Annotated in this window: 19 protein-coding genes and 1 pseudogene; 19 read left to right on the forward strand and 1 reads right to left on the reverse strand. The window is 34.0% G+C overall.

Annotated elements, in window-relative coordinates; all coding sequences use genetic code 11:
• The first annotated feature begins 145 nt into the window (after positions 1 to 145).
• The 7 genes from BMY18_RS07315 to BMY18_RS07345 all read left to right on the forward strand — a co-directional run bounded on the left by BMY18_RS07315 (position 146) and on the right by BMY18_RS07345 (position 9,640).
• The gene (locus BMY18_RS07315) at positions 146 to 526 is read left to right on the forward strand and encodes a GntR family transcriptional regulator (protein WP_139197236.1); all 381 of its coding nucleotides are present in this window, start codon (positions 146 to 148) and stop codon (positions 524 to 526) included.
• A gap of 11 nt (positions 527 to 537) precedes the next feature.
• Complete coding sequence (locus BMY18_RS07320; protein ID WP_170841331.1) at positions 538 to 1,398, forward strand: ABC transporter ATP-binding protein; 861 nt, start codon at positions 538 to 540, stop codon at positions 1,396 to 1,398.
• Positions 1,398 to 2,114 carry a hypothetical protein gene (locus BMY18_RS07325; protein WP_092452107.1) on the forward strand — a complete coding sequence of 239 codons (717 nt, stop codon included), beginning with the start codon at positions 1,398 to 1,400 and terminating at the stop codon, positions 2,112 to 2,114. The genes BMY18_RS07320 and BMY18_RS07325 overlap by 1 nt, the downstream gene beginning before the upstream one ends.
• Before the next feature lie 41 nt (positions 2,115 to 2,155).
• Positions 2,156 to 3,013, forward strand: coding sequence for a YitT family protein (locus BMY18_RS07330; RefSeq protein ID WP_242940985.1), 858 nt, complete (start codon positions 2,156 to 2,158; stop codon positions 3,011 to 3,013).
• A gap of 228 nt (positions 3,014 to 3,241) precedes the next feature.
• A complete protein-coding gene (locus tag BMY18_RS21375; protein WP_242940986.1) occupies positions 3,242 to 6,733 on the forward strand; it encodes a choice-of-anchor I family protein in 3,492 nt (1,163 codons plus the stop codon).
• Positions 6,734 to 7,192: 459 nt separating this feature from the next.
• Entirely contained in the window at positions 7,193 to 8,845 is a 1,653-nt protein-coding gene (locus BMY18_RS07340; RefSeq protein ID WP_092452111.1) for a glycoside hydrolase family 2 protein, read from the forward strand.
• Between the two features lie 54 nt (positions 8,846 to 8,899).
• A complete protein-coding gene (locus BMY18_RS07345; RefSeq protein ID WP_092452113.1) occupies positions 8,900 to 9,640 on the forward strand; it encodes an NADPH-dependent oxidoreductase in 741 nt (246 codons plus the stop codon).
• Positions 9,641 to 9,762: 122 nt separating this feature from the next.
• Here BMY18_RS07345 and BMY18_RS07350 read toward each other — a convergent pair whose 3' ends face one another.
• Positions 9,763 to 10,620, reverse strand: coding sequence for an AraC family transcriptional regulator (locus tag BMY18_RS07350; RefSeq protein ID WP_092452115.1), 858 nt, complete (start codon positions 10,618 to 10,620; stop codon positions 9,763 to 9,765).
• Between the two features lie 190 nt (positions 10,621 to 10,810).
• Here BMY18_RS07350 and BMY18_RS07355 point away from each other — a divergent pair, with 190 nt between their 5' ends.
• The 12 genes and pseudogenes from BMY18_RS07355 to BMY18_RS07405 all read left to right on the forward strand — a co-directional run bounded on the left by BMY18_RS07355 (position 10,811) and on the right by BMY18_RS07405 (position 24,960).
• Positions 10,811 to 11,821: a glycosyl hydrolase gene (locus tag BMY18_RS07355; protein WP_242940987.1), complete on the forward strand. Its 1,011-nt coding sequence runs from the start codon at positions 10,811 to 10,813 to the stop codon at positions 11,819 to 11,821.
• 276 nt (positions 11,822 to 12,097) lie between these two features.
• Positions 12,098 to 13,738, forward strand: a complete 1,641-nt coding sequence (locus tag BMY18_RS07360) for a glutamate synthase-related protein (protein WP_092452117.1) — start codon at positions 12,098 to 12,100, stop codon at positions 13,736 to 13,738.
• A 118-nt stretch (positions 13,739 to 13,856) separates the two neighbouring features.
• A pseudogene (locus BMY18_RS21780) lies at positions 13,857 to 13,988 on the forward strand (N-acylglucosamine 2-epimerase); the annotation flags it as partial.
• Between the two features lie 288 nt (positions 13,989 to 14,276).
• A complete protein-coding gene (locus BMY18_RS07365) occupies positions 14,277 to 14,657 on the forward strand; it encodes a GntR family transcriptional regulator (RefSeq protein WP_092452220.1) in 381 nt (126 codons plus the stop codon).
• A 3-nt stretch (positions 14,658 to 14,660) separates the two neighbouring features.
• The gene (locus BMY18_RS07370) at positions 14,661 to 15,515 is read left to right on the forward strand and encodes an ABC transporter ATP-binding protein (RefSeq protein ID WP_092452120.1); all 855 of its coding nucleotides are present in this window, start codon (positions 14,661 to 14,663) and stop codon (positions 15,513 to 15,515) included.
• A 14-nt stretch (positions 15,516 to 15,529) separates the two neighbouring features.
• The gene (locus BMY18_RS07375; protein ID WP_170841332.1) at positions 15,530 to 16,171 is read left to right on the forward strand and encodes an ABC-2 transporter permease; all 642 of its coding nucleotides are present in this window, start codon (positions 15,530 to 15,532) and stop codon (positions 16,169 to 16,171) included.
• A 14-nt stretch (positions 16,172 to 16,185) separates the two neighbouring features.
• On the forward strand, positions 16,186 to 16,824 hold the full coding sequence (locus tag BMY18_RS07380; protein WP_092452126.1) for an ABC-2 transporter permease: 639 nt from the start codon (positions 16,186 to 16,188) through the stop codon (positions 16,822 to 16,824).
• Positions 16,825 to 17,088: 264 nt separating this feature from the next.
• Entirely contained in the window at positions 17,089 to 21,282 is a 4,194-nt protein-coding gene (locus tag BMY18_RS07385) for a metallophosphoesterase (RefSeq protein ID WP_092452129.1), read from the forward strand.
• Positions 21,283 to 21,395: 113 nt separating this feature from the next.
• Positions 21,396 to 22,241 carry an MBL fold metallo-hydrolase gene (locus tag BMY18_RS07390; RefSeq protein WP_092452132.1) on the forward strand — a complete coding sequence of 282 codons (846 nt, stop codon included), beginning with the start codon at positions 21,396 to 21,398 and terminating at the stop codon, positions 22,239 to 22,241.
• Positions 22,242 to 22,385: 144 nt separating this feature from the next.
• On the forward strand, positions 22,386 to 23,297 hold the full coding sequence (locus BMY18_RS07395; RefSeq protein WP_092452135.1) for an AraC family transcriptional regulator: 912 nt from the start codon (positions 22,386 to 22,388) through the stop codon (positions 23,295 to 23,297).
• A gap of 57 nt (positions 23,298 to 23,354) precedes the next feature.
• The gene (locus tag BMY18_RS07400; protein WP_207647432.1) at positions 23,355 to 23,840 is read left to right on the forward strand and encodes a hypothetical protein; all 486 of its coding nucleotides are present in this window, start codon (positions 23,355 to 23,357) and stop codon (positions 23,838 to 23,840) included.
• Entirely contained in the window at positions 23,827 to 24,960 is a 1,134-nt protein-coding gene (locus BMY18_RS07405) for an acyltransferase family protein (RefSeq protein WP_170841333.1), read from the forward strand. Before BMY18_RS07400 ends, BMY18_RS07405 begins: the two co-directional genes overlap by 14 nt.
• The last annotated feature ends 109 nt before the right edge of the window (positions 24,961 to 25,069 follow it).

Genomic DNA, 25,069 nt, shown 5'->3' on the forward strand with positions numbered 1-25,069 from the left:
GTAGTAGCGTTAAAAATGTAGTTGACACATTGCTGTACCTACCGTATAATCACAGTAGGTACAGAACGCTAAGTGATATCATCAAAATAGTGCGAATCACTAATAACGATTAGGAAATATTGTGGCTGGCGGAAAGAAGGTAGGAATGCAAATTAAAATATCATCCATCACTCAAATACCAATATATGAGCAGATTGAGATTCAAATCAAAGAAATGATTATGGCTGGTATGTACACACCTGGAACCCAACTTCCATCCATAAGAATCTTGGCAAGAGAACTCAAAGTTGGAATCATTACCTGTAGGCGGGCATATGACGATTTATGTGCACAGGGCATTTTAGTATCGCAGCCGGGTAAGGGCGTATTTGTGGCAAATATTCAAATGGAACATTTGAAAAATATTAATATGGAACTACTCACAGATCAGCTGAAGGGGATTTGCGAATTCGCAAGGGCTTCAGGAATTAGCAGATCAGAATTAATTGAGAACATTAATGCAATCTATAACAAAAAAGAAGAATAATGGAGGAGAATATGTTTGCACTAGAACTTAAGAACGTTAATTACAAAGTAAAAGGATTTGCTCTAAAAGAAATAAACTTTACCATACCAAAGGGAATGATCACAGGATTGGTTGGACGTAATGGCGCAGGAAAAACGACGCTCATTCATATAATTGGCAATAATCTTGAGCGTGAGAGCGGCACCATCTTATACGATGGAATTAGGTTCTGGGAAGATGAAGCTGGTATAAAAAGAAAGCTTGGAATCGTGTATGACACCACTAATTTCAATGAGCAGTTTACGGCTAAGAAATTTAAAAAGAAATTCGCTCCATTGATTGATGGATTTGATATCGATTATTTCGACAAATATATGGAGAAATTTGAATTGCCATATAACATAAACTTTGTGAAATACTCACCTGGAATGAAAAGGAAATTTATGTTAATATTGACATTGTCACGCAAGCCAGAGATTCTGATTATGGATGAACCAACGAGTGGGGTTGACCCGGCGGACAGATATGAGATGCTAGATATGCTACAAGAATTCGTAGAAGATGAGAAACATTCAGTAGTTTTTTCTACCCACATTACAAGTGATCTTGATAAGATCGCAGATTATCTGATATTTATTGATAGCGGCAGGATCGTAATAGAGGGCGAAAAAGAAGAATTGTTGGAAAAATATCGAATGATTGATATCCCTAATAACCTCATTTTGGAGGGTGTTGAAAAACGCATGATAGGTGCTAAGAAAAATTCATTTGGTATTACTGGAATTACGAGTGATGTAAAACTCTGGAATACAGAAGGTGTAATCATAAGGCGTCTTGTAGTTGAAGACCTGGCAATTCACATTAGAGAAATTCATGAAAAGGGGGTGTTATAATGAAAGAATTTTGGAAAATAGGGAAAATAAGTAGCTTTGAAAAGGTGGATTTGAAAGGTCTTGGAAGATGGCTTCTGGCTGCCATTATATTAGGCGGGTTTGCATCAAGAATGAATATGCATACAACTGATGATTTTGTGAATGAGGGAATGTCAACTGGGTTTATGCCATTTATGATCTGTTTCGGATTATATGGAGTGGTATATAATACACTTACGAATATGCCACGATTTACAAGGGAACTTCCATATACATCCAGGCAGGAAATTAACATGAGGATATTTGGGTTTGTAAAATATATGATTACGATAGCAGTATTTTTTGTGATATATATAACATTTTTTGGATTCCTCAGTGGAGGTTATACTGATATTCATATAAATACTGGATATGCAATTCGCTATATTGTATTTTCATTTTTTTATTACTTGTTCATGACTGCACTTATGTTTCCACTTGGAATAATAAGAGATAAGAAAAAATGGTATATTACATTTGCAAGTATAGCAATTATGATGGCTACAATATCACTTGTATTTATCAATCTGCTTCCCGGAAAAGGTGGCTTTAGAACATCAGGAAATGTATTTGAAAATATTTCGATGATTGCTAACTGTGATGTTGTACTTTGTATTATGGGGATTATAACGGTGGCGACCTTGATTGGTTCCTATATTTTGACGCAGAAAAGGTATGCACCGAAAAGATATGAATAGCTGAAAAGACGACTAGAAGAACATAGATTATGGAGATATACATGAAAAAGAGAAGAATCATATTTGAAATATTAACAATTATATTTGGGAATTTCCTCTATGCGGCAGGGGTAGTATTCTTTATCTTACCGTCCGGACTTATCACAGGAGGTACTACAGGCATTGCATTATTTATCAATCAATATACGGGTATGCCTCTGTCATATTTTGTGTTTGGTTTTAATTTAGTCATGTTTGTTTTGGGATTATTGTTTTTGGGAAGAAAATTTGCATTTACAACGCTGATTAGTACATTTTGCTTTCCAATTGCTTTGGAGCTATTGCGTAAAATATCTGGTGATTTTGTAGTGACGGATGATATTTTTCTATGCACACTCTTTGGGGGAATCTGCATTGGCGCATCCATCGCGATTGTTATTAGGGTAGGGGCTAGTACCGGTGGTTTGGATATACCGCCTATGATCCTCCATAAATATTTCAGGTTACCGATTTCGGCTAGCCTATACGTTGCTGATTGTGTGATACTTGCATTACAGGTTGGGTTTAATAATAGAGAAAAGGTTCTGTATGGTATCGTTTTAGTCCTGATATATTCGGTGATTTTAGATAAACTTCTTATGCTTGGTACAAATAAAATGGAGATAAAAGTGATCAGCAATCGATCGAAGGATATAAAGGATGCCATTATTTCAGAAATAGACAGAGGCGTAACACTTCTACATGGAAGTTCAGGATATTTGGAAAATGAGTTGGAGATTATATTAAGTGTAGTATCAAACAGGGAGCTTTCTAAAGTGGAAAAACTAGTGCACAAAATAGATGAAGATGCATTTGTTATGATTAGTCGTGTCACTGAGGTAAGAGGTAGGGGGTTTAGCGCAAAAAAGAAATATTTATAAAACAAATCATTTTATAATAAAAGCATTACTTTAGGATAAACCAGATACATAAGGATAAACCAGATACATAAGGATACCTTGGAGGCTTAATAACCCGGATAAAGTAAAATTGGGAATAGTTTGGCATAAATTTTACATGGAAATTAGTTAGAATTAGAATCCTTTATATTTACTTTTGTTATTATTGAAATGGAACTTTAATAATAATTGAATACAGGGAGGGTTTTTATGAAAATGCAATGGAAAAAACCATTAGCAATGTTTTTAGCAATTTCAATGATATTGCCTTATACATTTACAGCAACGGCAGAATCTGTAGTTACTACTGATCAAAAAGTGATTGGATTTAATAACAGTGCTAATATACTTGGAATGGAACAGATTGGAAGATATAATTCAGGCGCAATGAGTGCAGATGGAGGATGTCTTGAAATCGTTGAATACAATGAAGTAAACGGATATGCATATGGGGTTAGCGGTGTAAAAGGTGAGATCATCGCAATCAAAATAAGTGATATTAAAAACGGTGACAAAATTACTGATTTAATGGGTACGGGTTATAATGTTAAAAATATAGTTACAGCTATTAACGCAACTTTTATGTATGGTGATATTACAAGCATTTCTATTTCGCCTGATGGAACAAAGCTAGTAGCAGCAGTCCAGCATGGTGATTATGATAAAAATGGTGTTGTTGCCATATTTGATTGCAATAAGGATGGAAGTATTGGAAATCCTAAACTTATAGAAACTGGCGTTCAGCCGGACATGGTTACATTTACACCAGATGGAAAGAAAATATTAACAGCTGATGAAGGTGAACCAAGAACTGGTTTTGGAACAGGGATTGTTGATCCAAAGGGCAGCGTAACGATTATAGATGCTGTTGCATTAACCAAGGTAGCAGTAGACTTTACAAGCTATGACTCAAAAAGAGATGAACTTACAAATGCAGGTGTGGTTTTAAAAAAAGGTGCATTGCCATCACAGGATCTAGAACCCGAATTTATTACCTGTAATAATAATGTTGCATATATAGATTGCCAGGAAGCAAATGCAGTAGCGGTCCTTGACCTTTCTACTTCAGAGATCAAAAATATATTTTCACTTGGAACAGTAGATTATTCTAAAGTAAATATTGATTTAAATAAAAATAGTACTGCTAAATATACTCCACAAAATTATGAAAATGTATTAGGTGTACGTATGCCTGACGGAATTTCGCTTAGTGAAATTGGAGGAAAGACATATTTACTTACTGCAAATGAAGGGGATTCAAGAGAATGGGGAGTTAAAAGCACTCCTAGTTACTATATTAATGAAGATAGTAAAAAGTTAACATCTATTGGTGGTGTTACGACAGATAGTAAAGTCACATTTCTTGATAGTAGTAAGATGGATGGCTTAGATAGTTCAAAAACAAATTTATATGGATCACGTTCTTATTCTATGTTTGAAGTTACAGCATCAGGGCTAAAACTAGTTTACGATAGTGCGGATGATTTTGAACGTATCACGGCGCAGTATTTACCACAATATTTTAATGCATCAAATGATAGCAATGCAGCGGATGGGCGTTCTAACAAAAAGGGACCAGAACCGGAGTATGTAACGGTTGGAGAAGTTGCAGGAAAAGAATATGCATTTATAGGACTCGAAAGAGTTGGTGGAGTAATGGCTTATGATATATCTAATCCAGAAAAACCTCAATTTGTAAATTATATTAACAGTAGGGATTTTTCGGCAAATATCAAAGGCGATGTTTCACCGGAAGGCTTATGCTTTGTTCCTGCTACAAGTTCACATAAGCCTCTGATTTTAGCCGCATGTGAGGTTAGTGGAACACTTGCAGCATATGAAATTCAAGGAAAGTCAGATGCTGCAATTTTATTATATACAAATGATGCTCATAATGCATATGAATTAACAACAGACAAATCTGGAAAAGTTACTTCCTTGGGCTATTCTGCGATTGCAGATTACAAGAAAACATTAATCAACAATGGATGTAAAGTTACATTAATTGATGCGGGTGATGCAATTCAGGGTACAACGATTGGCACATTATCAAAGGGAGAGTATATTGCACAAATTATGGATAAAGTGGGATATGACATTGCAGTTCCAGGCAACCATGAATTTGATTTTGGCATGAGCAATTTCCTTAGTTTAGCTTCAAAAGTAAAATATAAGTATCTTTCATGCAACTTTATTGACCTCAAGACGAATAAGACTGTTTTTGATCCATACAAGATTGTTGAATATAATGGATATAAGGTTGCTTATATTGGAATTTCAACACCAGAAACATTTACAAAATCAACACCATCTTATTTTCAGGATGAAAAAGGCAATTATATTTATAGTTTCGCTGAAGGTAATAATGGTCAGGCCCTTTATAGTACAGTTCAAAGTAGTATAGACAAGGCAAAGGCAGAAAAAGCCGATTATATTGTAGCTGTCGGTCATGTTGGTACAGATCCAAGTAGTTCGCCATGGACTTCAAAGGAAATTATTTCAAATACTACAGGTATAGATGCATTTATTGATGGACATTCACATAGTACAATTGCGCAGGAAATCTGCACAGATAAAGCTGGCGCTAAAGTGATACTTTCATCTACAGGTACAAAGTTAGCCGCACTTGGTCAGATTACAATTAAAGCCAATGGTACAATTTCATCAGAACTAATTACTTCGTACACAAAGCAGGACCAAGAAATGCTGGATTTTATAAGTGGAATCAAGGCAAACTTTGCGGATCTTGAAAAGACAGTAGTAGCAAAGACAGAAGTTAATTTAGTAGTAAATGACCCAGTGACAGGTAAAAGAATGATTAGAAACCAGGAGACAAATCTTGGGGATTTATGTGCAGATGCATATAGAAAGCTCTTAGGTGCCGATATCGCATTTGTAAATGGTGGTGGTGTTAGAGCTACAATTAATGCAGGCAATATTACCTATGGTGACATTATAGCAGTACACCCATATGGAAATGTAGCATGTCTGATTGAAGCGACTGGACAGCAGATCCTTGATGCGCTTGAATTAGGCTCGAAAGCTGCACCAGATGCTGAAAGTGGTGGATTCCTTCAGGTATCAGGACTTTCATATGAAATAAATACAAACATTGATACATCCGTAATAACAAATGACAAAGGCGAGTTTGTAAAAGTAAATGGTGCATATAGAGTGAACAATGTTAAAGTAGGAAACGAAAAATTAGATTTAAATAAGACTTATAAATTAGCATCACACAACTATATGTTAAAGAGTGGTGGTGATGGGTATACAATGTTTAAAAATGACAAAATCCTTCAGGATGAAGTAATGATTGATAATCAGGTTCTAATTAACTATATTGGAATTGTGATTGGTGGTAACATTACAAGCTCAGGTATTTATGCAAATCCATATGGAGAAGGACGTATTAAAGTAGTATTTGAAAGTGTAGCACCTACATTAGAAAGTGATGGCTATCAAGTCATTCTAAAAGGCGCTGATAAAATAAAGGTAGTTGTACCTAAATTAGTATATACAGATCCTAATCCTAATGTAAATGAGGATACAGGTATTAATACAGCTGTTAATACAAATGTTATTACAAACGTAAAAACAGGTGATGATCAGAATATAGTAATTTGGATGATTATTGCTGCAATGTCTGGCATAGTGTGTGTAGGCTTAAACAGAAAAAATATAAAGTCAAAGAGTAATTAATAGCGTCAACTTTATAAAAAAATCATAAAAACAAGATAGAACGTATGCTATTATTTGTAGTGTATGTTCTATTTTTGTATTCTGTTATATTCTATAGAATCTCGTTAGTTTCATAAAAAACAATGGTATATTTAAATCCTTGAAATTCACAATATTTAGGGTTATATTAATATTGGGATAAATTATAAACGAATTAATCAAATCAAACTTCGTTTCTGCAATATTAAGTACGATTTTTAGTGCGGGAGCAGTTTTTGGAATTGGATCATCTATTTTTAGTGTTTATTCAAGAAGCTATGAAATTGCTATTGTATTTGGCGCGATAGGTCTTGTTTTTTTAATGATTGAGATTTATTTATTTTATTTAGTAATTAAAAACGATAAAAGCAAAAGGACAAAAAATAATAGTTGATAACAAGTGATTCATAAAGCACGCACATCAACTAGGAGGTAAAAACAATGATAAGAACATTTAATACACATAAAATACGTACAAGTACTGAGCTAGACGGATTTTGGAAAATAAAAAATCCTCAAACAAAAAAAGAATATGAGTTACTTGTCCCTGGTGGGGCAGAAGCCATTATGGAATTGCAGAATTTTCAAGGAGTTCTTCAATATTATCGCGAGTTTGAGCTAGAACAGGAACAGAATATGCTATTTACGTTTCATGGAGTTAGCTTCTGGGCAACAGTGTTCTTAGATGAGGTGGAAATTGCAAGGCACTATAACGCATTTACTGCATTTACGGCCTTTGTACCAAGTATTAAAGCAGGGAATCATGTGCTACGCGTTGAGGTGGATAATCGTTTTAGTGAGGCGTCCTCATTACACATTCCCAATGACTATTTTTCTTATAACGCAATTAACAGACCAGTGCAGATGGATGTGGTGGGAAATGAATGGATCGAATATGTCCATGCTACACCGTTGGAAAAAAATAATGGTTGGGAAGTTCAAGTTACGGGACAAATACATTCACTGCAGTTGCAGCAAGGGATGATGGCTGAAATTGAAATTGATGGAATAAAGGAAATGACACAGATAGCTGTTGATGGCAGTTTTGTGACAACGATAGAATTGAAAAAGGCTACGTCTTGGAGTCCGCAAACACCAAATTTATATTTTGTCACGACACATCTACTCAAAGATGGCGTTATTGTAGATGATTTAATTGAGCGAACCGGTTTTCGTTCCGTTAAAGTGAGTGATGGGAAAATTTTATTAAATGATAAGCCAGTTTTTCTTAAGGGCTTTTGTCGCCATGAGGATGCTCCTATATGGGGTAATGCGCTTCCATTTGAGATGATGGTACATGATATTGATATTTTAAAACATTTGAATTGCAATTCTGTTCGTACTTCTCATTATCCAAATGATCAGCGTTTTTTGGATTTGTGCGATGAACAGGGAATTTTGGTGTGGGAAGAAAACCATGCGCGTGGTCTGAGCGAACAGGATATGCAAAACCCATCATTTAAAATTCAGTGCAAGGAATGTAATGAGGAAATGGTCCTCCAGCATTATAATCACCCATCTATCTATGTTTGGGGGATTTTAAATGAATGTGCGAGTGATACGCCTTATGGACGGGAATGTTATGCAGAGCAATTTGCACAGATACGAGCACTTGACCAAACAAGACCGTTAACATTTGCATCATGCAAATTCTTTACCGATATTTGCTTGGATCTTGTAGATATTGTCTCGATGAATCTATATGCGGGTTGGTACCATGATACACCTCCCCAAATTTACGTGAAGCAAATTTCGGAATGGGTGAAGCGTGTAGGTGGACAGAATAAGCCACTGATTATCAGTGAATTTGGAGCAGGCGCTATCTATGGATTTCATGATTACCTTGGCCGTATCAAATGGAGTGAGGAACGACAGGCTGATTTGTTGGAAGAGCAAATAACAGCTTATTTGAATGATCCGGATGTTCAGGGCTTGTATATATGGCAGTTGACTGACTGCAAGGTATGCGAGTCGTGGGCGGAAAAAAGACCGAAATGTGAAAATAACAAAGGCGTTGTTGATCGATACCGCAGGCCAAAGATGGCGTATGAATGTGTGAAAAAACTATTTGAAAGTAAGGATAAGATAAGATAAACAAAATTCAGAATTATTAGTGTAAAACAATAGTTTATAAAAGGAGATATTACGATGAATGAAACAATCAAATCGATTCAAAATCACAGATCAATTCGAAAATTTACGGATAAACAATTAGAGGAATCGGTCATAGATCAAATTATAAAATCTGCGCAGTCTATGCCAAACTCTATTAATGGGCAGCAGACTTCTATTATTGTAGTTAGAGATAAGGAAAGAAAAGCAAAGCTTGCTGAATTAGCAGGCGGACAGCCTTGGATTGATGCGGCTCCAGTATTTTTGGTCTTTGTTATGGATTTTTATAAGACGAACTTGGCTGCTCAAAAGAATCATCTCAATCAGTTGATTCATGAGAGTGTAGAAGGAACTATTGTTGGGACATTTGATGGAGGCCTTGCTATGGGTGGAGCATTGATTGCAGCGGAGTCAATGGGCCTTGGCGTCGTACCGATTGGTGGGATCCGACAAAATCCAGCTGAAGTAATTGAACTTTTGAAATTACCAGAGTATACCTACCCACTTGCTGGACTGGCCATTGGTTATCCTAAGGACCATTCACAAAAAAAACCACGCCTTCCATTTGAAACATTTAAGCATGAAGAAACATATAACAAAGAGGGATTAATGGAAGCAATTGATGAGTATGATCATACAATGGAGCAGTATCACAACGAAATTGGAAGAGAGCAGGGAGTAAACTGGAGTGGTTACACTGCAAATATCTATCAACATGTATATTATCCAAAAGTTTATCCAACGATGAAAGACCAAAACTTTCAAAACGATAAGTAACCGTGGGGAAATAACTAGTGACGACTATCTTCCAACAGATAGGAAAGATTTTACATTGTAATTTATCAATCCCAGCAAACATCTAATTTGCTGGGATTTTTAATACACATTAGAAAATGAAATTATATAATTGTCCTGATATCTTTCGGTGGCATATCGAATTTCCTTATAAATGCTCGATAAAAAGTGGTGTAATTTTTAAAACCACTTTGAAAACAAGCTTCCGTTATTGATATTCCATTTTGAATTAGTCTTTTTGAGATAAATAAACGTTTTTCGCTAATATAATTGCCTATTGTATATCCAGTTTCAGCTTTAAATAAGTGCATTAGGTAAGAGCGATTTAAGAAAAAATAACTAGAGATTGAATCAATTGAAATATCATCGCTTAGATGAACAATAATGTAATTCATAATATCTAGAACGGTTTTATTAGCAATAGTAGCATTTAAGTAAATAATATCTTCATCGATAACTGCTCGATTTATCCAAATCAGAAATTCGGTAAAGACCACTTGTTGATAAAGTTGGTGTGCATACTCAGTACTTTGAAAAGATTTTCCTAATTCAAGTATTGAAGTGTATAATCTTGTTTTTGAAATATCCTTTATTCGTATTAAGCTGGAGCGAAGTTCGAGTGCTTTGGAAAAACAATGAAACAAATCATAATCTTCATTTTTATAATCTTCAAAAAATTTAGAAGATAAGTAAATGATTATTCGTTCATATGGTGTTTCATCATGAATGATGGGTCTATGAATTTCGCCCGCATTCACCAACACAATATCATAAGGCTTAAGATGATAAGTCTTTCCTTCCACTTGATAGCTGACATTTCCACTGATAAAAATAAGAACCTTATGAAAATCATGATAATGAAAATTGAATTCTTTGGGTTCTAAATCAATTAAATGAAAAAAATGAATATTACTATTTAAGTATCCTGTTTTTGCACATGCATTATTAGATTCAATATCCATAAACTGTCACCTCGACTCATTTATAAATCATTATCATTATATTATTATATTGAACTGATTTTCTTGAATTGATTATACAGCACTATATGCAATAAATATAGCATAACTTTAATGTTAGGTTGATTTGTGATTGCAAAATATTAATTAAATAGTATATTTATTTAATAGAGTTAAGAAGGTTAATTGCACAATGATGATACAGCAAAAAAAGATAAATGGAGGTTACAATATAATGGATCCAGTAAATAAAAATGCAACGAAGGAAGCAAGAACGCTATTGGCATATTTGTATGAAATCGCGGGTAAAGCCATTATTACCGGACAGCATACGCAGACCAATCCAATGGAGGAGATTTCCTATTTAAAAAAAGTCACAGGTAAGGAACCGAAGCTACGTGGATTTGAATTGCTAGGGTATTCTCCAAACATTAATTTTGACGATGCATCACAAGCTTGTTTAACTGAGGTTTATGAAAATCAAGGGACGGCAGAAACTGCGTTGCAATGGGCAAAGGAAAATGATGGTATTGTAACATTTACGTTTCATTGGTTCTCGCCAGTTGGTGGTAGAGATAAAAGTTTCTATGCAAAACATACAGATTTTAATCCAGACAGAATACTAATCCCCAATACACTGGAGGAAAAAGCATTTTATCGTGATATGGATGTGATTGCAGAGATATTAGAGATGTTTGCAAAAGAACAGATTCCTATTCTTTGGAGACCGTTTCACGAAGCGGATGGGAAATGGTTTTGGTGGGGCAGAAATGGTCACTCCACTGGCAGAGAGTTGTATAAAAAAATGTATGATTATTATGTAAATGAAAAGCACCTTGATCATTTGATATGGGTATGGAATTCGCCTGTAAAAGAAGGGTATCCGGGAGATGAATATGTGGATGTTATTTCCAGGGATGTTTATATTAAGAAGGACGAAGAAAGTCTGGAGGGGCAGTCCAGACGATCTATAGAAACGGATTATAAGAAAGAGTATGAGGAACTGACTCAGATTACTGATGCACCCAAGGTATGTGCGCTGGCAGAGGTGGATGTAATACCTGATGCGTCAATGCTCGCACAAAGTCATATACCTTGGGCATATTATATGACATGGTCGAAGGAGTTCTGTCTCACGCAGAATTATAATACAATAGAACATACAAGGAAGATGTATGAAAGTGACTACTCCGTTTCCTTATGAGGGTTATCGTAAACAGGAAGGTTTCTATAATCGTAAATCAAATTATTGGGTCCGTAATGCAATTGCAGGATATAGAAGAAGCTTGTAATGATGTATTTTATGTATCTTATAAACATAATTAAATAAATAAAATCCACTAAAAACTTAATATATTTGCGTAAAACTCGAAAAAGAGTTATATTTATTAAGTAGCAGAATAAATGTATTGTGTAAAGACGCCAAAATTATGGGTGGCTCTTTCATTGACAATACGAAAATATAAGGAGGATTTAGGCTATGGGTTATGCAAAACAAAATGATGTATTAGGAACAGCAAACAGGGGAAATCCTGCAGAATCAGGTCTATGCACTTTGTGTCGTGCAGACTGTACCGGTAGGTGTGAAACATTTTTATCCAGCTTAAAAGGAAGAAAAATGTTGTATCCAAGAGATTTTGGTACCGTAACAGCAGGTAGTTCAAATGTAAACCATTTGGGTGTCTGCTACAATAATTTGAGAATTCAAGGGTTTAATTATGGGGCGCAAGGTATGCCTGATCGTTTATCTAACAGTGCAGATGATTGTATTTTCCCTAATGTTAATCTTGAGACAGAATTTGGCAGCGAAGTAAAAACAAAAGTAAAAATACCTATTATGACGGGCGCACTTGGATCAACTTTTATTGCAGCTAAGTATTGGGAATCATTTGCAGTTGGGGCTGCACTAGTTGGTATTCCTATTGTTGTTGGAGAAAATGTTGTTGGTATTGATAAGCAAGCAGTAATTGAAAAAGGAAAGATTATAAAAGCACCTGAATTAGATCGTCGTATTGAGACTTATTTAAAGTATTATGACGGATATGGTGCGATTATTGTACAGATGAATGTTGAAGATACACGCAATGGTGTCGCAGAATATATAATTGAAAAATATGGAGATCAGGTAATCATTGAATTAAAATGGGGACAGGGTGCAAAAGATATCGGTGGTGAAATACAGGTATCAAGTTTGGACTATGCAACATTTTTACATAATCGTGGTTACATTGTTGATCCAGATCCAACAAAACCAGAAGTGGTACAAGCTTTTGAACATGGTTCAATCAAGTCGTTTGCAAGACATAGTAGACTAGGATACACAAATTTAAACAACTACGAGCAAGTGAAAGAAGATTTTTATGCGGCAGTAGCTTATCTAAGAGGCTTGGGCTATAAACGAATCACTTTGAAAACAGGTTCATATGGTATGGAAGCATTGGCGATGTCAATTAAGTTTGCATCTGAAATGAAACTGGATTTGTTGACAATTGATGGATCAGGCGGCGGAACAGGAATGAGTCCTTGGAATATGATGGAAACATGGGGCGTGCCTTCTCTAAATCTTCATGCTAAGGCATATGAGTATGCTAGTATTTTGGCAGCACAAGGACTTAAAGTTGTTGATTTAGCATTTGCTGGTGGACTTGCTAGAGAAGATCATATTTTTAAAGCGTTGTCATTAGGCGCTCCTTATACAAAATTGATTTGTATGGGAAGAGCTTTGATGATTCCAGCATTTGTTGGAGCTAATATTGAGGGTGTACTTTATCCTGATAGAAGAGAACGTGTAAATGGAAACTGGGATGCAATTCCAGCTTCTCTTTCAAAGGAATTTGGAGTTTCAGCTGAAGAACTTTTTGCAGGGTACTATGATGTACAAAAGAAAGTTGGAGCAGATGATATGAAGAATATTCCATTAGGTGCTATGGGCGTATGGACTCTTGCTGATAAATTGGCAGCAGGACTTCAACAATTGATGGCTGGTGCTAGGAAATTCTCAGTAAGTGAAATTTCTAGAACAGATATATTCTCAGCCAATAGAGAAACTGAAAGAGAAACAAAAATTCCATTTATGACTGACTATAACGATGATTTAGCACATAAAATTTTGAATTCATAAATAGCTACGTTAAGTTTCGAAGAAATGGGTTTTCCTAAAATGATTATAGATAAAACATCCCGCAAGCCTAGTGTTTGCGGGATGTTTTTATTTAATTATATAGATATTTTTGCACCATGGCTCTGAGTGGTTTTGCGAGGTGGATGAAGCTGGGAAACCAAGTACTGGAAAGCCAATCGTTGAATTGTGGAAATGCCCATATCATAATGGGAGAATGTTTTTTGAGATGATAAGAAGATTGACAGCGTAAGTAGAATATAATATTACAATTTATTAATTCCAACAAACATAACGTTTGCTGGAATTATTTTTCGCATAACCATCCCTAAATTGTAGACATTTTAATTGAGTCTCCAATAGATGGGTAATATTTAAAATGAAATGAAGTTAATATACAAGGTGGAATCAAGGTAATATATCTTAATGAAATTAAGATAACACATAAGATAAAATTAATGTTGACATTTCTTCTCGCAAGTGTATAATACTGTATATGAATAAGATATACAGTGATACACACTTGGAAGAAGGTAGAGCAGTGAGGGTGATAATTAGCAATAATAGTGAAGTGCCAATATACCAACAAATCAAAAATCAGATTAAAGATGAAATTTTGAAAGGAAATCTTACGGATGGAGAGCTGTTACCCTCCATTAGGCACCTCGCTAATGAAACAGGCGTTAGTGTTTTGACAAGTAAAAGAGCTTATGATGAACTAGGGCAAGAGGGTTATATTAATGGCGTGCAAGGGAAAGGATTTTTTGTCGCGGCACAGAATATGGATATACTGAGGGAAGGAAAAATAAAAGAAGTTGAAAATAAATTTTTGGAAGCATTTAAAATAGCAGAAATGATAGATATAAGTAATGAAGATTTGAAGACGATGTTTGAAATATTATTACAAGATAAAGGGAGATAGTATATGAAATATTTATTAGAAGTCGATGGATTAAGCAAAACCTTCAAAGGGAAAAAGGTTTTAGAAAATGTCAGCTTTCGAATTTTTGAAGGATGTGTAACCGGATTTATAGGCGTTAATGGAGCAGGAAAAACTACGACAATTAAGTCAATTCTAGGGCTTAACTTTCCAGACGCAGGAGAAATTAAAATATTTGGAAAGTGTTTAAAAGAGAATGAAAAGGAAATTAAGGATAGAATTGGTATTGTTTTTGATAATGGGAATTTATATGAAGATCTATCTATAGAAGAGATGAAAAAAATTATTGCACCAGCATATAGCAGGTGGGATGAAAATGTATTTCGTTCTTATCTTGAACGATTTAATTTGGATAAAAAGCAGAAGATAAAGACATTATCGAAGGGTATGAAAATGAAATGTGCTTTGGCGCTGGCACTTTCGCATCATGCAGATTTGCTAATTATGGATGAACCAACTTCAGGGCTTGACCCGAAAATCAGGAAGCAATTATTGGAAATTATTAAGGAATTTATTTCAGAAGATGGAAAATCTGCATTCTTTTCTACTCACATAACAAATGATCTAGAGAAAACTGCAGACCAGATTATTATGTTGGATCAAGGGAAAATTTTAATTGATGAGGATAAGGATGTGTTATTGGAAAAGCATGCGCTTGTTAAGGGAGATAAAAGTTTGCTAACGAGGGATTGTAGAAAATTGTTTGTTAGCTTGGAAGAAAAGGGATTTGGTTTTGAGGGGCTTACAAATAATAGGGCAGCAGTAAGAAACAGTATGAAGGATATCATAATGGAAAAACCATTAATTGAGGATATTATGATTGCTTATGCAGGCAGATGAGGAGGAATGATAATATGATTGAAGCATTAATATATAAAGATATAAAGTTGCTGTTTAAGGATAATACACTACTATTAGTAGGACAATTTTTATTAGTCTTGATTATTATTTCTGCGAATTTAGGAATCGCTGGTTATTCGCTGTTGTCAGTAGGAATCTGTTGGACATTTCTTATGAATGTGTCTTCAAAAGAAAAAGCGGCGAAAGGAAATATACTGTTATTATCTACACCATATCGAAAGCAACAGCTTATAATGGCAAAATATCTAACCGCATATTTGTTATATATAAGTACTACGTTATTTTATTTTGCAATGTCCGAAATATTTAGAATGATTCATGTGGAATTATTTCCTCAAATTTCATGTGATGTTTTCTTTATTACGTTGCTGAGTGTTTCACTTTTTGTAGGAATTACATTGCCAATGTATTTAAAACTCGATGATTCTATAATAAAAATAGTTTCATCAATTATGATTTTAGGTACATTTATTATTGGATATGTAGTTTTAAAACAGTTAAGTGCTCAAGCGATTTTAGAATTAATGAATTGGACAAATAAGTATTTGGGTCTGTTAAGCATAAGTATTAGCATTTTAGCTGTCATAGTATCTTATATTATTTCATTTACATTAATGAGTAAGACAGAATATTGAAGGGTGGGATAATCATGTTACATTTATTAAAAAAGGATTTTATCCTTTTAAAATGGCGGTTAATATCATGTTTTTTTGTCTGTATTTTTTTTATGGTGATAGTAATGATTAAGTGGGATTTTTTAGAAATGGCTTCCGTAATTGTGACAACATCGTTTTTTTGCTATTTTTGTTTAACTTCGTTATTTGAAAAGGTAGAAAAAAATGCGGGAGATGAACTCCTTATTGCACTTCCGTATAAAAGAAATGAAATCGTATATGGTAAGTTTTTATCACCATTGATTTGGGTAAGTATGTATTATATCATTGCGATTATTATCTATATCATTATAAAAATAATGAATGACGGTACGATATCGTTTATAGGTACTGGAATTGGAATAATAATTTGTTCTACATGTATTTCAGTGATTACACCTATTTTTGTGAAATATGATTATGTGAAGGCAACCAATTTTTGTATGATGTTTGTGTTGGCAATAGGGGTGGTATATGTTTTAGTATTAAAATTTAGCAAGAATCTGGATTGGATTCTTAAAGTAATATCAAATTACAGTATTTCTAACGATATTATTTTAAGCACGGTTGGAGTGGTTTTTTTAGCATTATCTGTTGTTATCACAAAGCAGATATATTTAAAAAAAGAATTCTAGGTCTTATGGTGGATTGATATTGGCTTTATTGTGAATATAAGAGTTAAAGATAAAGCCAGCAAATTGAAGTTTGCTGGCTTTGTTTATTATATCTTTCAATTGAAATTATATAGGATTGCATTTCATATACCCTTTACAGAAGTTTTACTGGTGTATGATAGTAGATGTTATTTCATCTCTATATAATTTACTTATTAGATTAGATAATGGTCTATTTATACGGAACTGATATCTTATGTGAAAAATTGGAGGAATAGAAGAATTATGAAAAAAAAGTTTAGTCAAAGAGTTATATCGCTTGGGTTTTGTGCAATTCTGGCAATGTCATCAATTGTTTACTCACCAAAAAATATTATTGCAGATGAGATAACTAGTAGTGTAACGAATCAAGCATTGGCTCAGGGTATAACACAGGCACCGGGTAATAATATATGGATTACTGAACTTTATCCAAATGATGTGGACCGTAGTGCCACTTATGTAAGTAAAAGTGATTTAATGGAATTTGTAGAGATAACCAATACGGGTGATGTTGACCTTGATTTTAATAATGGATATGGACTTTACTATGAATATCCTTCAGGAACATCTACCGTCATGAAAGAACTTACAGTTACAGATGTTTTGGGAAATGCAGCTGTGACTATAAAAGCAGGAGAGACCGTTGTAATATGGAGTAAAAGAAGTGATATAGCTACTGGACCAACGGAGTCTCAATTCAGAGCTGCTATGAATATAGCCGCAGATGTGCAAGTATTAATATGCAGTGGTCAAAATGGATTTGCAGAAGATGATAGAGGTTTTGCTATAAAAACAGATGCTGGAAATATAGTTTCGTATTTTCATTATACAACTGCGATAGATACAGCGGATGGACTTGCAGTGAATTTAGAAATTCCTGATTTTGGTTATGAAATGCTACCATTTGAGCAGTTGAAGCCGACATCGGCAGGAATTGCATATTATTCACAATTAAATGGTAGAGGAAATATCACAATACCAGCAGATACTACTCCAAATGGTTTATATATCACTGAAATTCGACCAAATGATAGCAACAGAGATGCGAAGTTTGGAAGTGGTGTTAATGATGTTATGGAATGTCTGGAACTGACAAATACAACAGATAAGGACATTGATTTAAATAAAGAATATGAGTTATATTTTGTTGTAAAAGAAACTAGTAAAAAGAAGCTTCCGTTATATAAAACAGATCGTACATCAACCGAATGTATAATACCGGCTGGAGGTACAGCAGTTATCTGGTGTGACAGACAGGACTCTTTAGTTAAGGGTACAGATTATAATAACTGGCCAACAGAGGAAGAATTCAGAGGAGCTTATGCTATTCCAGATTCTTCACCAGTATTTGTATTTACAAATCAAAATGGATTAACGAATACGCAGAGAGGTTTTGAATTAAGAAAGATAAATAATGATAAAACAACAACAATCGTGTCAAATTATTTTTGGGATGGTGTAAGTGATGTGATAGATAACAAGAGTGTACAGCTAGGGGTTAATCCTGAAGGTCCTGAAATGCTTGTATATTCTCGCTCTGTGGCTTCTACCATGGGAATAGTTGTAGAAGACCAGTTAAAATATGCGGCAGATGATAAATCGTTTCCGGAGTTGAATTTGTTGGATGATTCTAATACAGTTAATCAGGGAGATTTCTTCCGTATACCATATTACTATGCAGGCACAGAGGCTATGCCCGTTAAATCAATAGAATTATATTATAAGACTTCTCAGATGAATAACTATGAGTGCGTAAAAACAACATCATTTGCAATATATAATAAATATTATGCGTTTATACCTTCTGATATAGTTTTAAATGCAGAGTATGTAGACTATTATGTAAAAGCAAATAATGCATATCATTCAACTATGACAGAAGTCCATAGAATATCAATGAATAAGGTGAATAATGCGGAGGGTCTTAGAGTAAACATAGATGGAAAAACCGCGGCAGATACAAATTCTGTATCAGGAATTATAAATATTACAGCTAAAAACTTCGCAGATGCAACCCCAAATATTTCTGCAAATCTAGATGGAAATGAGCTTACAACAACGCATTCGCTTGAAAAGGGAGCATTTTATACATTTAGCTATGCGGGGATTGACTCTTATTTTAAGAATGCACTTACTTGTGGAGATAAAATAATCAAACTTATGGCAAATTGTAGTGAGATACCAACAAATTCGTCGATGGCAATTCTAGTAGATAGCTACAATTTTACATATAAAGAGGACGGCTCGGCAACAGTTGAACTTGCAATTCGGACTGGTACATATGGTTCAACATGGGAAAGTGATACGGCTGCAAACAACGATGATTTTTCTATCAATAGCATTGCATTATCATTAACGGATGGGACGATTATATATCCAACAACATTTACAAATGAAAAGGGTGAAAGTCTTAATTATATGGGTTCCACCAAAATGGGAGATTCAACCGGATGCAATATTGCAGCTAAGGCTATTTTTGATATTCCCTTGGCTAAAGTTGACGCAACCGCTATGACAATTGATACCACAAAGCTTTCAGATGGTGTACATAATTTGGTGGTAAAGAGCGGTGATGTATCGAAAATAATATCAATAAATGTAGACAATTCCGTAAAAGTTATTGCAGAAGAAAAGGCGGTAGATTATAATGCAGCCATAAGTGTTGATGCAGTATCAACACAGGCAACAGCAGCAGTTTCAACAACGCAGGAAGCAGATACTGTATCTGTTTATGAGGCGAAAATGCTTGCAGATATGAATGTATATGAAGGATCGGGAGATAGTACATATTCTGCGGTGGCAGAATCAGGAGACAAAAAGACTACATCAGATAATGGAGAATTACCTTATCAGATATATGAAATAGCAACAGATGGTGTTGAAACGGAATCAATTAGATTTGAAGTAAATGCGGTATCAGATTATGGCAGGGATGTTCAAGTTTATGCACTAAATGTAGAAAATAATAAATGGGAGCTGCTTGAATCTGAAAAACAAGATAATAAAATTACAGTAATATTTCCACTTGAAGACAAAATCATGGGGGGTAAGGTGAAAGTTCTTGTTCAGGCTAGAGGCGATGAGTATACGCCTTATACCAATGAGGATACCAAAAAAACTGTAGCTGATAATTATAATTGGGATGGAACAACGGTTCCTGAACAATATGATTTCTCTTTGGCGTGGATTACTGATACACAGTATTACTCAGAACAGTATATGAGTAATTTTGACAGTATGACAGACTGGATTATTAATAAGCAAGCTGAGATGGGAATAGAGTATGTTATACATACAGGAGATATTGTTGATGAATTTAATGAGGAATATGAATTTGTAAATGCTTCAAACGAGTTGAAAAAATTCGAAGATGCCGGGATTCCATATGGTGTACTTGGTGGAAATCATGATGTTGCTCATGGTAATGAAAGATTTGAACTATATAATAAGTATTTTGGTAGTATACGTTATAAAGATATGTCATCTTATGGAGACTCATATAAAGATAACCTTGGACATTACGATCTTTTAACCATAGATGGACAAGAATTATTGTTTGTTTATATGAGCTGGGATATATATACACCTGAGGTGGATTGGATGAATGATGTGCTTAAGAAATATCCAGATAGAAAAGCGGTAATCTGTATTCATGGAGGAATAAATGCAAATGCAGAACAAAGTTATTTCAGCAATCTACTTCTAGATAAGGTCTGTAAGGAAAATACCAATGTTTTGGCTATATTAAACGGACATTACCATGGTTCATCAATGAACTTTGTAGGATTTGATGATAATGGAGATGGAGTAAATGACCGTACTGTATATCAGATTTGTACAGATTATCAGAGTGCCCCAGAAGGCGGCCAGGGTTATATTAAAATGTTGTATTTTGACCTAGCAAATGACAAGATATATCTTAATTCATATTCACCGGTATTAGATGACATGAATTATTATGATACCCCGAAGTTAAGTGGTTATGATGCTGGAACAATTGCTAGTAACATTGATATTACAGAATTAAATGTAGATTTTGATCAGAATACAGTTAAGACACTTGCGGTTTCAGAGGTAAAAGCATCATTGCTTACAAATAACGTATTAGGATCAGAACAGGCGAATGGAAATACAATCGTGCAGCTTAAAATTGGCGAAAGTAAAATGAAAACAGTTTATGCTAAAGTATTAGATGCAGAAGGTAAAACTGTGGCGTATTCAGCATTGGCTATCTATTCAAAGGCATCCGACCAAGTTGTTAATGATACAGGAGGGAACGGTGAAATCAATCAATATTTGATTGCATCATCACTTCCATCAACTGGGGATAATAATAGTCTGTTGTTTATGTTTATACTGTTGTTTGGAAGTGGAATTATTTTGACTTTTGTGACTAAAAAAAATAAGTGGTGGATTCAGATAGAGAAAACGAAGTGAATACAAAATATATTGTAAAAAAGCAAAGCGATTTTGTAGATAAGTAATGTTGTCCTGTCCGTAATTTTAGTATAATACTATTATATTGAAATTGAGAAGAAGAGGGGACAATTATGAGACGAAAAACAATATTTACAAGGATCGTTCAAATATTATTTATGGTCGCTATAGTAGGTATGGTGGTAGCATGTTCCAAAAACACTAGTAGTGATAATGCGTTAGGCAACGACGTTGCTACAAAGGCAGGAGCTGGTGAGAATACGTCAGTCGACGAAGCTTCTACAGTCGCACAAGATACAACAGGATTACTAAGTATAAAATATGTAGGAAATTCATGCTTTTATATCAAATTTGCTGATGGAACGAGGTTAGTGACAGATCCGTATGGTACCAGTTATGGGTCAATATTTGGAAAATTTCCTCAAATGGAAGCAGATGTTATGACGATATCTCATGAACATGAGGATCATATACTTGGAATAAAAGATGTTACTGGAAAGCCCAAGATATTACGTCTGGACAAATTAAGTACGCCGGTAACTATTGGAGATGTGGAAATAACAGGATATGACTCTAAACATGTAGCGGATTTGGGAAGTAATACAATTTTTGTATACAAAGAAAATGGCCTTACAGTAGTAAATATGGGTGAAACAGATAATATAGATAGTCCAGAGGCGCTGCAAGCGATTAAGGATGCAGATGTTATTTTAGCCTATGCAGGTGAATATGGTACCGTTAAAAATAAAGATAGTTTTATTACCTTGTTTAATCTTAAGATCAAAGCGATTATTCCAGAACATTATAGTAATAAGGCTGAGTCTATATTTTATAAGGAACCTACCATCGATACAATTTTAACTGAAATTCCAGCAGGAACGAAAGTAACGAAAACAAGTGAATTCATTGTAAAAAAAGATTTGGAAAAGCAATTTGTTGCATTAAGCCAAATGAAATAATAGTGAACATCTAGATAAAGAAAAGTCTATGCCAATGTTTATATTGGTGTAGGCTTCTTTTTTGTTTTTGATTTATAAAATGTATTATGTAATCGATATACAGTTGTGATATACTTATAAAATATCAGGGGGGCATCTGAGGTTATGGAAAATAAAAATTTTAGCTGGATGGTACGAGGTGATTATATACATCTTCTTTATTACAGCTCGCTAAATGTGTTAGAAGAAAATGTAGAATATGATTGCTTTCGACTACTTTTAATTGAGGAAGGTTTTGGCACGATGTGCGTCAGCAATCACGATGTGCATTTTTCTAAGCATGCGCTTTTTTGTATCAATGAAAAAGATACGATTCAATTTAAAAATTGTAAAGATGTAAAAGTTAAGAGTATATATTTTGTTCCTGGTTTTATTAATGATATCTTAAATTATGTTAATATTAGAGGGGATAACAATGGATTTTCAAATGCAACCGTTCAAGATTGTTACCTTCTTTTATCCTTTATATATCGAGATGATAATTGTTTTATAGGACAGTATCAATTAGAAGAAGATGTATTTCTAAAAGTGTCTCGACTATTTGAATTTATTAATAGGGAGCTGTTAGAAGAAAGAGATATGTATTGGCCTTGTCGTTCGCGTTCGTATTTATTAGAATTACTTGTATTAATTACTAGACTTTATGATTCCAATAAAAATTTAATCGGAAGTGAATTGAATCAGATACCAGAAAACATCTCAGGTGTAATTAATTATTTAAATAATAACTATAAAGAAAAAATCACGTTGCAACAGCTTGCTACTTTATTCACGACAAATAGGACAACATTAAATGATCAATTTAATAAAGTGACAAATCTTTCGGTTAATGAGTATTTAATAACAATGCGGATTGATTTAGCTACGACAATGCTAAGAGATTCGTTGATTCCGATATCTGAAATTATATGCCGTGTTGGTTTTACGAATAATTCGCATTTCTGGAGAACTTTTAAAAAATATACTTCATATTCGCCTAGTGAGTATAGAGAAAAGTATTGTTGGATAAAGGATTAATGCCTGGGTAGTTAAGCCACTACTGGATTTAAAATTTGAATTACAAATGGAGAAAAAATGAAAACATTAAATGAAAAAGATAAAAATGAATTATTAGGACAAGCATTAAAAGAAGGCGAGTCATACGAAGCAAAAGTATGGGGTTGCCTGATGGCAGATACAAAGACATTAATGTCGTTTGCTGCAGTTGGTGGAAGCCTAGCAGGGGCAATGGGAGCTTTGACAAATCAATATTGCTATGTGGGAATGACAAATTCAAAATTTGTATTTTATGTAATGGAAACCTTTGATTGTTATAAAGTTAAAGGTGCGTTTGAAGTTCCATTTGCGCAGATAGAGAAGGTGAAAGTAAAGAAAAGTTTGTTACCAGGACGACATGTAATAAAAATTTATGTTTCTAAGCAATGCTTGAAGCTTTCACTAGCTACGAATACAATCGGAACTGATATACAAAATCAAAAAGAAGGAATTGCGATGATTTTGGAAGAAATAAAGAAGAATATTAATGAAAAAGGAGAAGTTAAACGACATGGAATTAACTAAAAATGCCAACATTCAAACAGTCAATTATCAATTTAAGATATTATATGCTTTTGGAATTATTTTTATTGTTGCTGGACATACAAATTATAATGGAGGAATAGCATTTCTAGATAATTGGTTTATACCATATGCCTTCCACGTAGGATTATTTGCATTTGCATCAGGATATTTCTATAAAAGAACGCATCAAAGTAACATAATGGTTTACATAAAAAAGAAATTTACACATTTGATTATACCTTTATTTATATGGAATATTTTTTATGGAGTGCTTGTATATGCCTTGAGATTTAAGGGATTTACAATTGGTGGAGATTTTACGATTGAGAATCTACTATTGACTCCAATTACGACCGGACATCAATTTGCTTATAATCTAGCTGGATGGTTTGTAATACCATTATTTATAATAGAAGTTTGTAATATTGTTTTTAGAAAAATATTAGAAAAATTGAAAATGGAAAATGAGTTTTTGATTTTTGCATTATACTTGATTGCGGGGTTGTGTGGGGCATGGCTTTCAATGAATGGATATAACTCGGGTTGGTTACTTGTATTAGCAAGAACGCTATATCTTTTGCCTTTTTTTGCGTTAGGTTTGCTATATCATTCAAAACTTGAAAAAATTGATAAGATACCCAATATCATCTATTTTGCGATTGTCTTTATACTTCAATTGGGCGTTATAACAAAATATGGTGGAACTGTCACTTATTCGGCTAGTTGGTGCAATGATTTTGATAATATCTATATGCCATTTGTAGTAGGAATATTAGGAATCGCATTTTGGTTACGAGTTTCGCGCATTTTAGTACCGGTGTTAAAAGATAGTAAATGTATGAATTATATAGCGAATAATACATTTTCGATTATGATACATCAATTTTTGGGGTTTATGTTTGTAAAGTTTTTGTTCTCGTTAGGATATAAATATTTTTCTTTGTTTCCAAACTTTGATTGGATAGAATATAAAACAAATATATTTTATTTTTACTTGCCGCAAGGAATTGTACAGTATACCATATTGTATTTGATAGCTGGAATAATGATACCATTAGTGATTGCATATATCGTTGGATTTGTTAAGAAGCAATTGAAAAATAAGTTGAAAAAGAACTAATGCCGATTTTGCAGATAGAATGATTGTAATATCAAATGGCGTTGTAAAGTAATAATATGTTAAATCGTGACGTAAAAAGCTTGGAAATCCGCGTGAATAGTGGATTCCC

The sequence above is a fragment of the [Clostridium] fimetarium genome (assembly GCF_900111235.1).
Lineage (GTDB): Bacteria > Bacillota > Clostridia > Lachnospirales > Lachnospiraceae > Clostridium_N > Clostridium_N fimetarium.

What these genes read in the sequence shown, in the direction of transcription:
- BMY18_RS07340 (WP_092452111.1), top strand. Translation starts at nt 7,193, where the DNA reads ATGATAAGAACATTTAATACACATAAAATACGTACAAGTACTGAGCTA.
- BMY18_RS07320 (WP_170841331.1), top strand. Translation starts at nt 538, where the DNA reads ATGTTTGCACTAGAACTTAAGAACGTTAATTACAAAGTAAAAGGATTT.
- BMY18_RS07350 (WP_092452115.1), bottom strand. Translation starts at nt 10,620, where the DNA reads ATGGATATTGAATCTAATAATGCATGTGCAAAAACAGGATACTTAAAT.
- BMY18_RS07395 (WP_092452135.1), top strand. Translation starts at nt 22,386, where the DNA reads ATGGAAAATAAAAATTTTAGCTGGATGGTACGAGGTGATTATATACAT.
- BMY18_RS07385 (WP_092452129.1), top strand. Translation starts at nt 17,089, where the DNA reads ATGAAAAAAAAGTTTAGTCAAAGAGTTATATCGCTTGGGTTTTGTGCA.
- BMY18_RS07390 (WP_092452132.1), top strand. Translation starts at nt 21,396, where the DNA reads ATGAGACGAAAAACAATATTTACAAGGATCGTTCAAATATTATTTATG.
- BMY18_RS07355 (WP_242940987.1), top strand. Translation starts at nt 10,811, where the DNA reads ATGATGATACAGCAAAAAAAGATAAATGGAGGTTACAATATAATGGAT.
- BMY18_RS21375 (WP_242940986.1), top strand. Translation starts at nt 3,242, where the DNA reads ATGAAAATGCAATGGAAAAAACCATTAGCAATGTTTTTAGCAATTTCA.
- BMY18_RS07315 (WP_139197236.1), top strand. Translation starts at nt 146, where the DNA reads ATGCAAATTAAAATATCATCCATCACTCAAATACCAATATATGAGCAG.
- BMY18_RS07370 (WP_092452120.1), top strand. Translation starts at nt 14,661, where the DNA reads ATGAAATATTTATTAGAAGTCGATGGATTAAGCAAAACCTTCAAAGGG.
- BMY18_RS07400 (WP_207647432.1), top strand. Translation starts at nt 23,355, where the DNA reads ATGAAAACATTAAATGAAAAAGATAAAAATGAATTATTAGGACAAGCA.
- BMY18_RS07330 (WP_242940985.1), top strand. Translation starts at nt 2,156, where the DNA reads ATGAAAAAGAGAAGAATCATATTTGAAATATTAACAATTATATTTGGG.
- BMY18_RS07380 (WP_092452126.1), top strand. Translation starts at nt 16,186, where the DNA reads ATGTTACATTTATTAAAAAAGGATTTTATCCTTTTAAAATGGCGGTTA.
- BMY18_RS07405 (WP_170841333.1), top strand. Translation starts at nt 23,827, where the DNA reads ATGGAATTAACTAAAAATGCCAACATTCAAACAGTCAATTATCAATTT.
- BMY18_RS07360 (WP_092452117.1), top strand. Translation starts at nt 12,098, where the DNA reads ATGGGTTATGCAAAACAAAATGATGTATTAGGAACAGCAAACAGGGGA.
- BMY18_RS07345 (WP_092452113.1), top strand. Translation starts at nt 8,900, where the DNA reads ATGAATGAAACAATCAAATCGATTCAAAATCACAGATCAATTCGAAAA.
- BMY18_RS07325 (WP_092452107.1), top strand. Translation starts at nt 1,398, where the DNA reads ATGAAAGAATTTTGGAAAATAGGGAAAATAAGTAGCTTTGAAAAGGTG.
- BMY18_RS07375 (WP_170841332.1), top strand. Translation starts at nt 15,530, where the DNA reads ATGATTGAAGCATTAATATATAAAGATATAAAGTTGCTGTTTAAGGAT.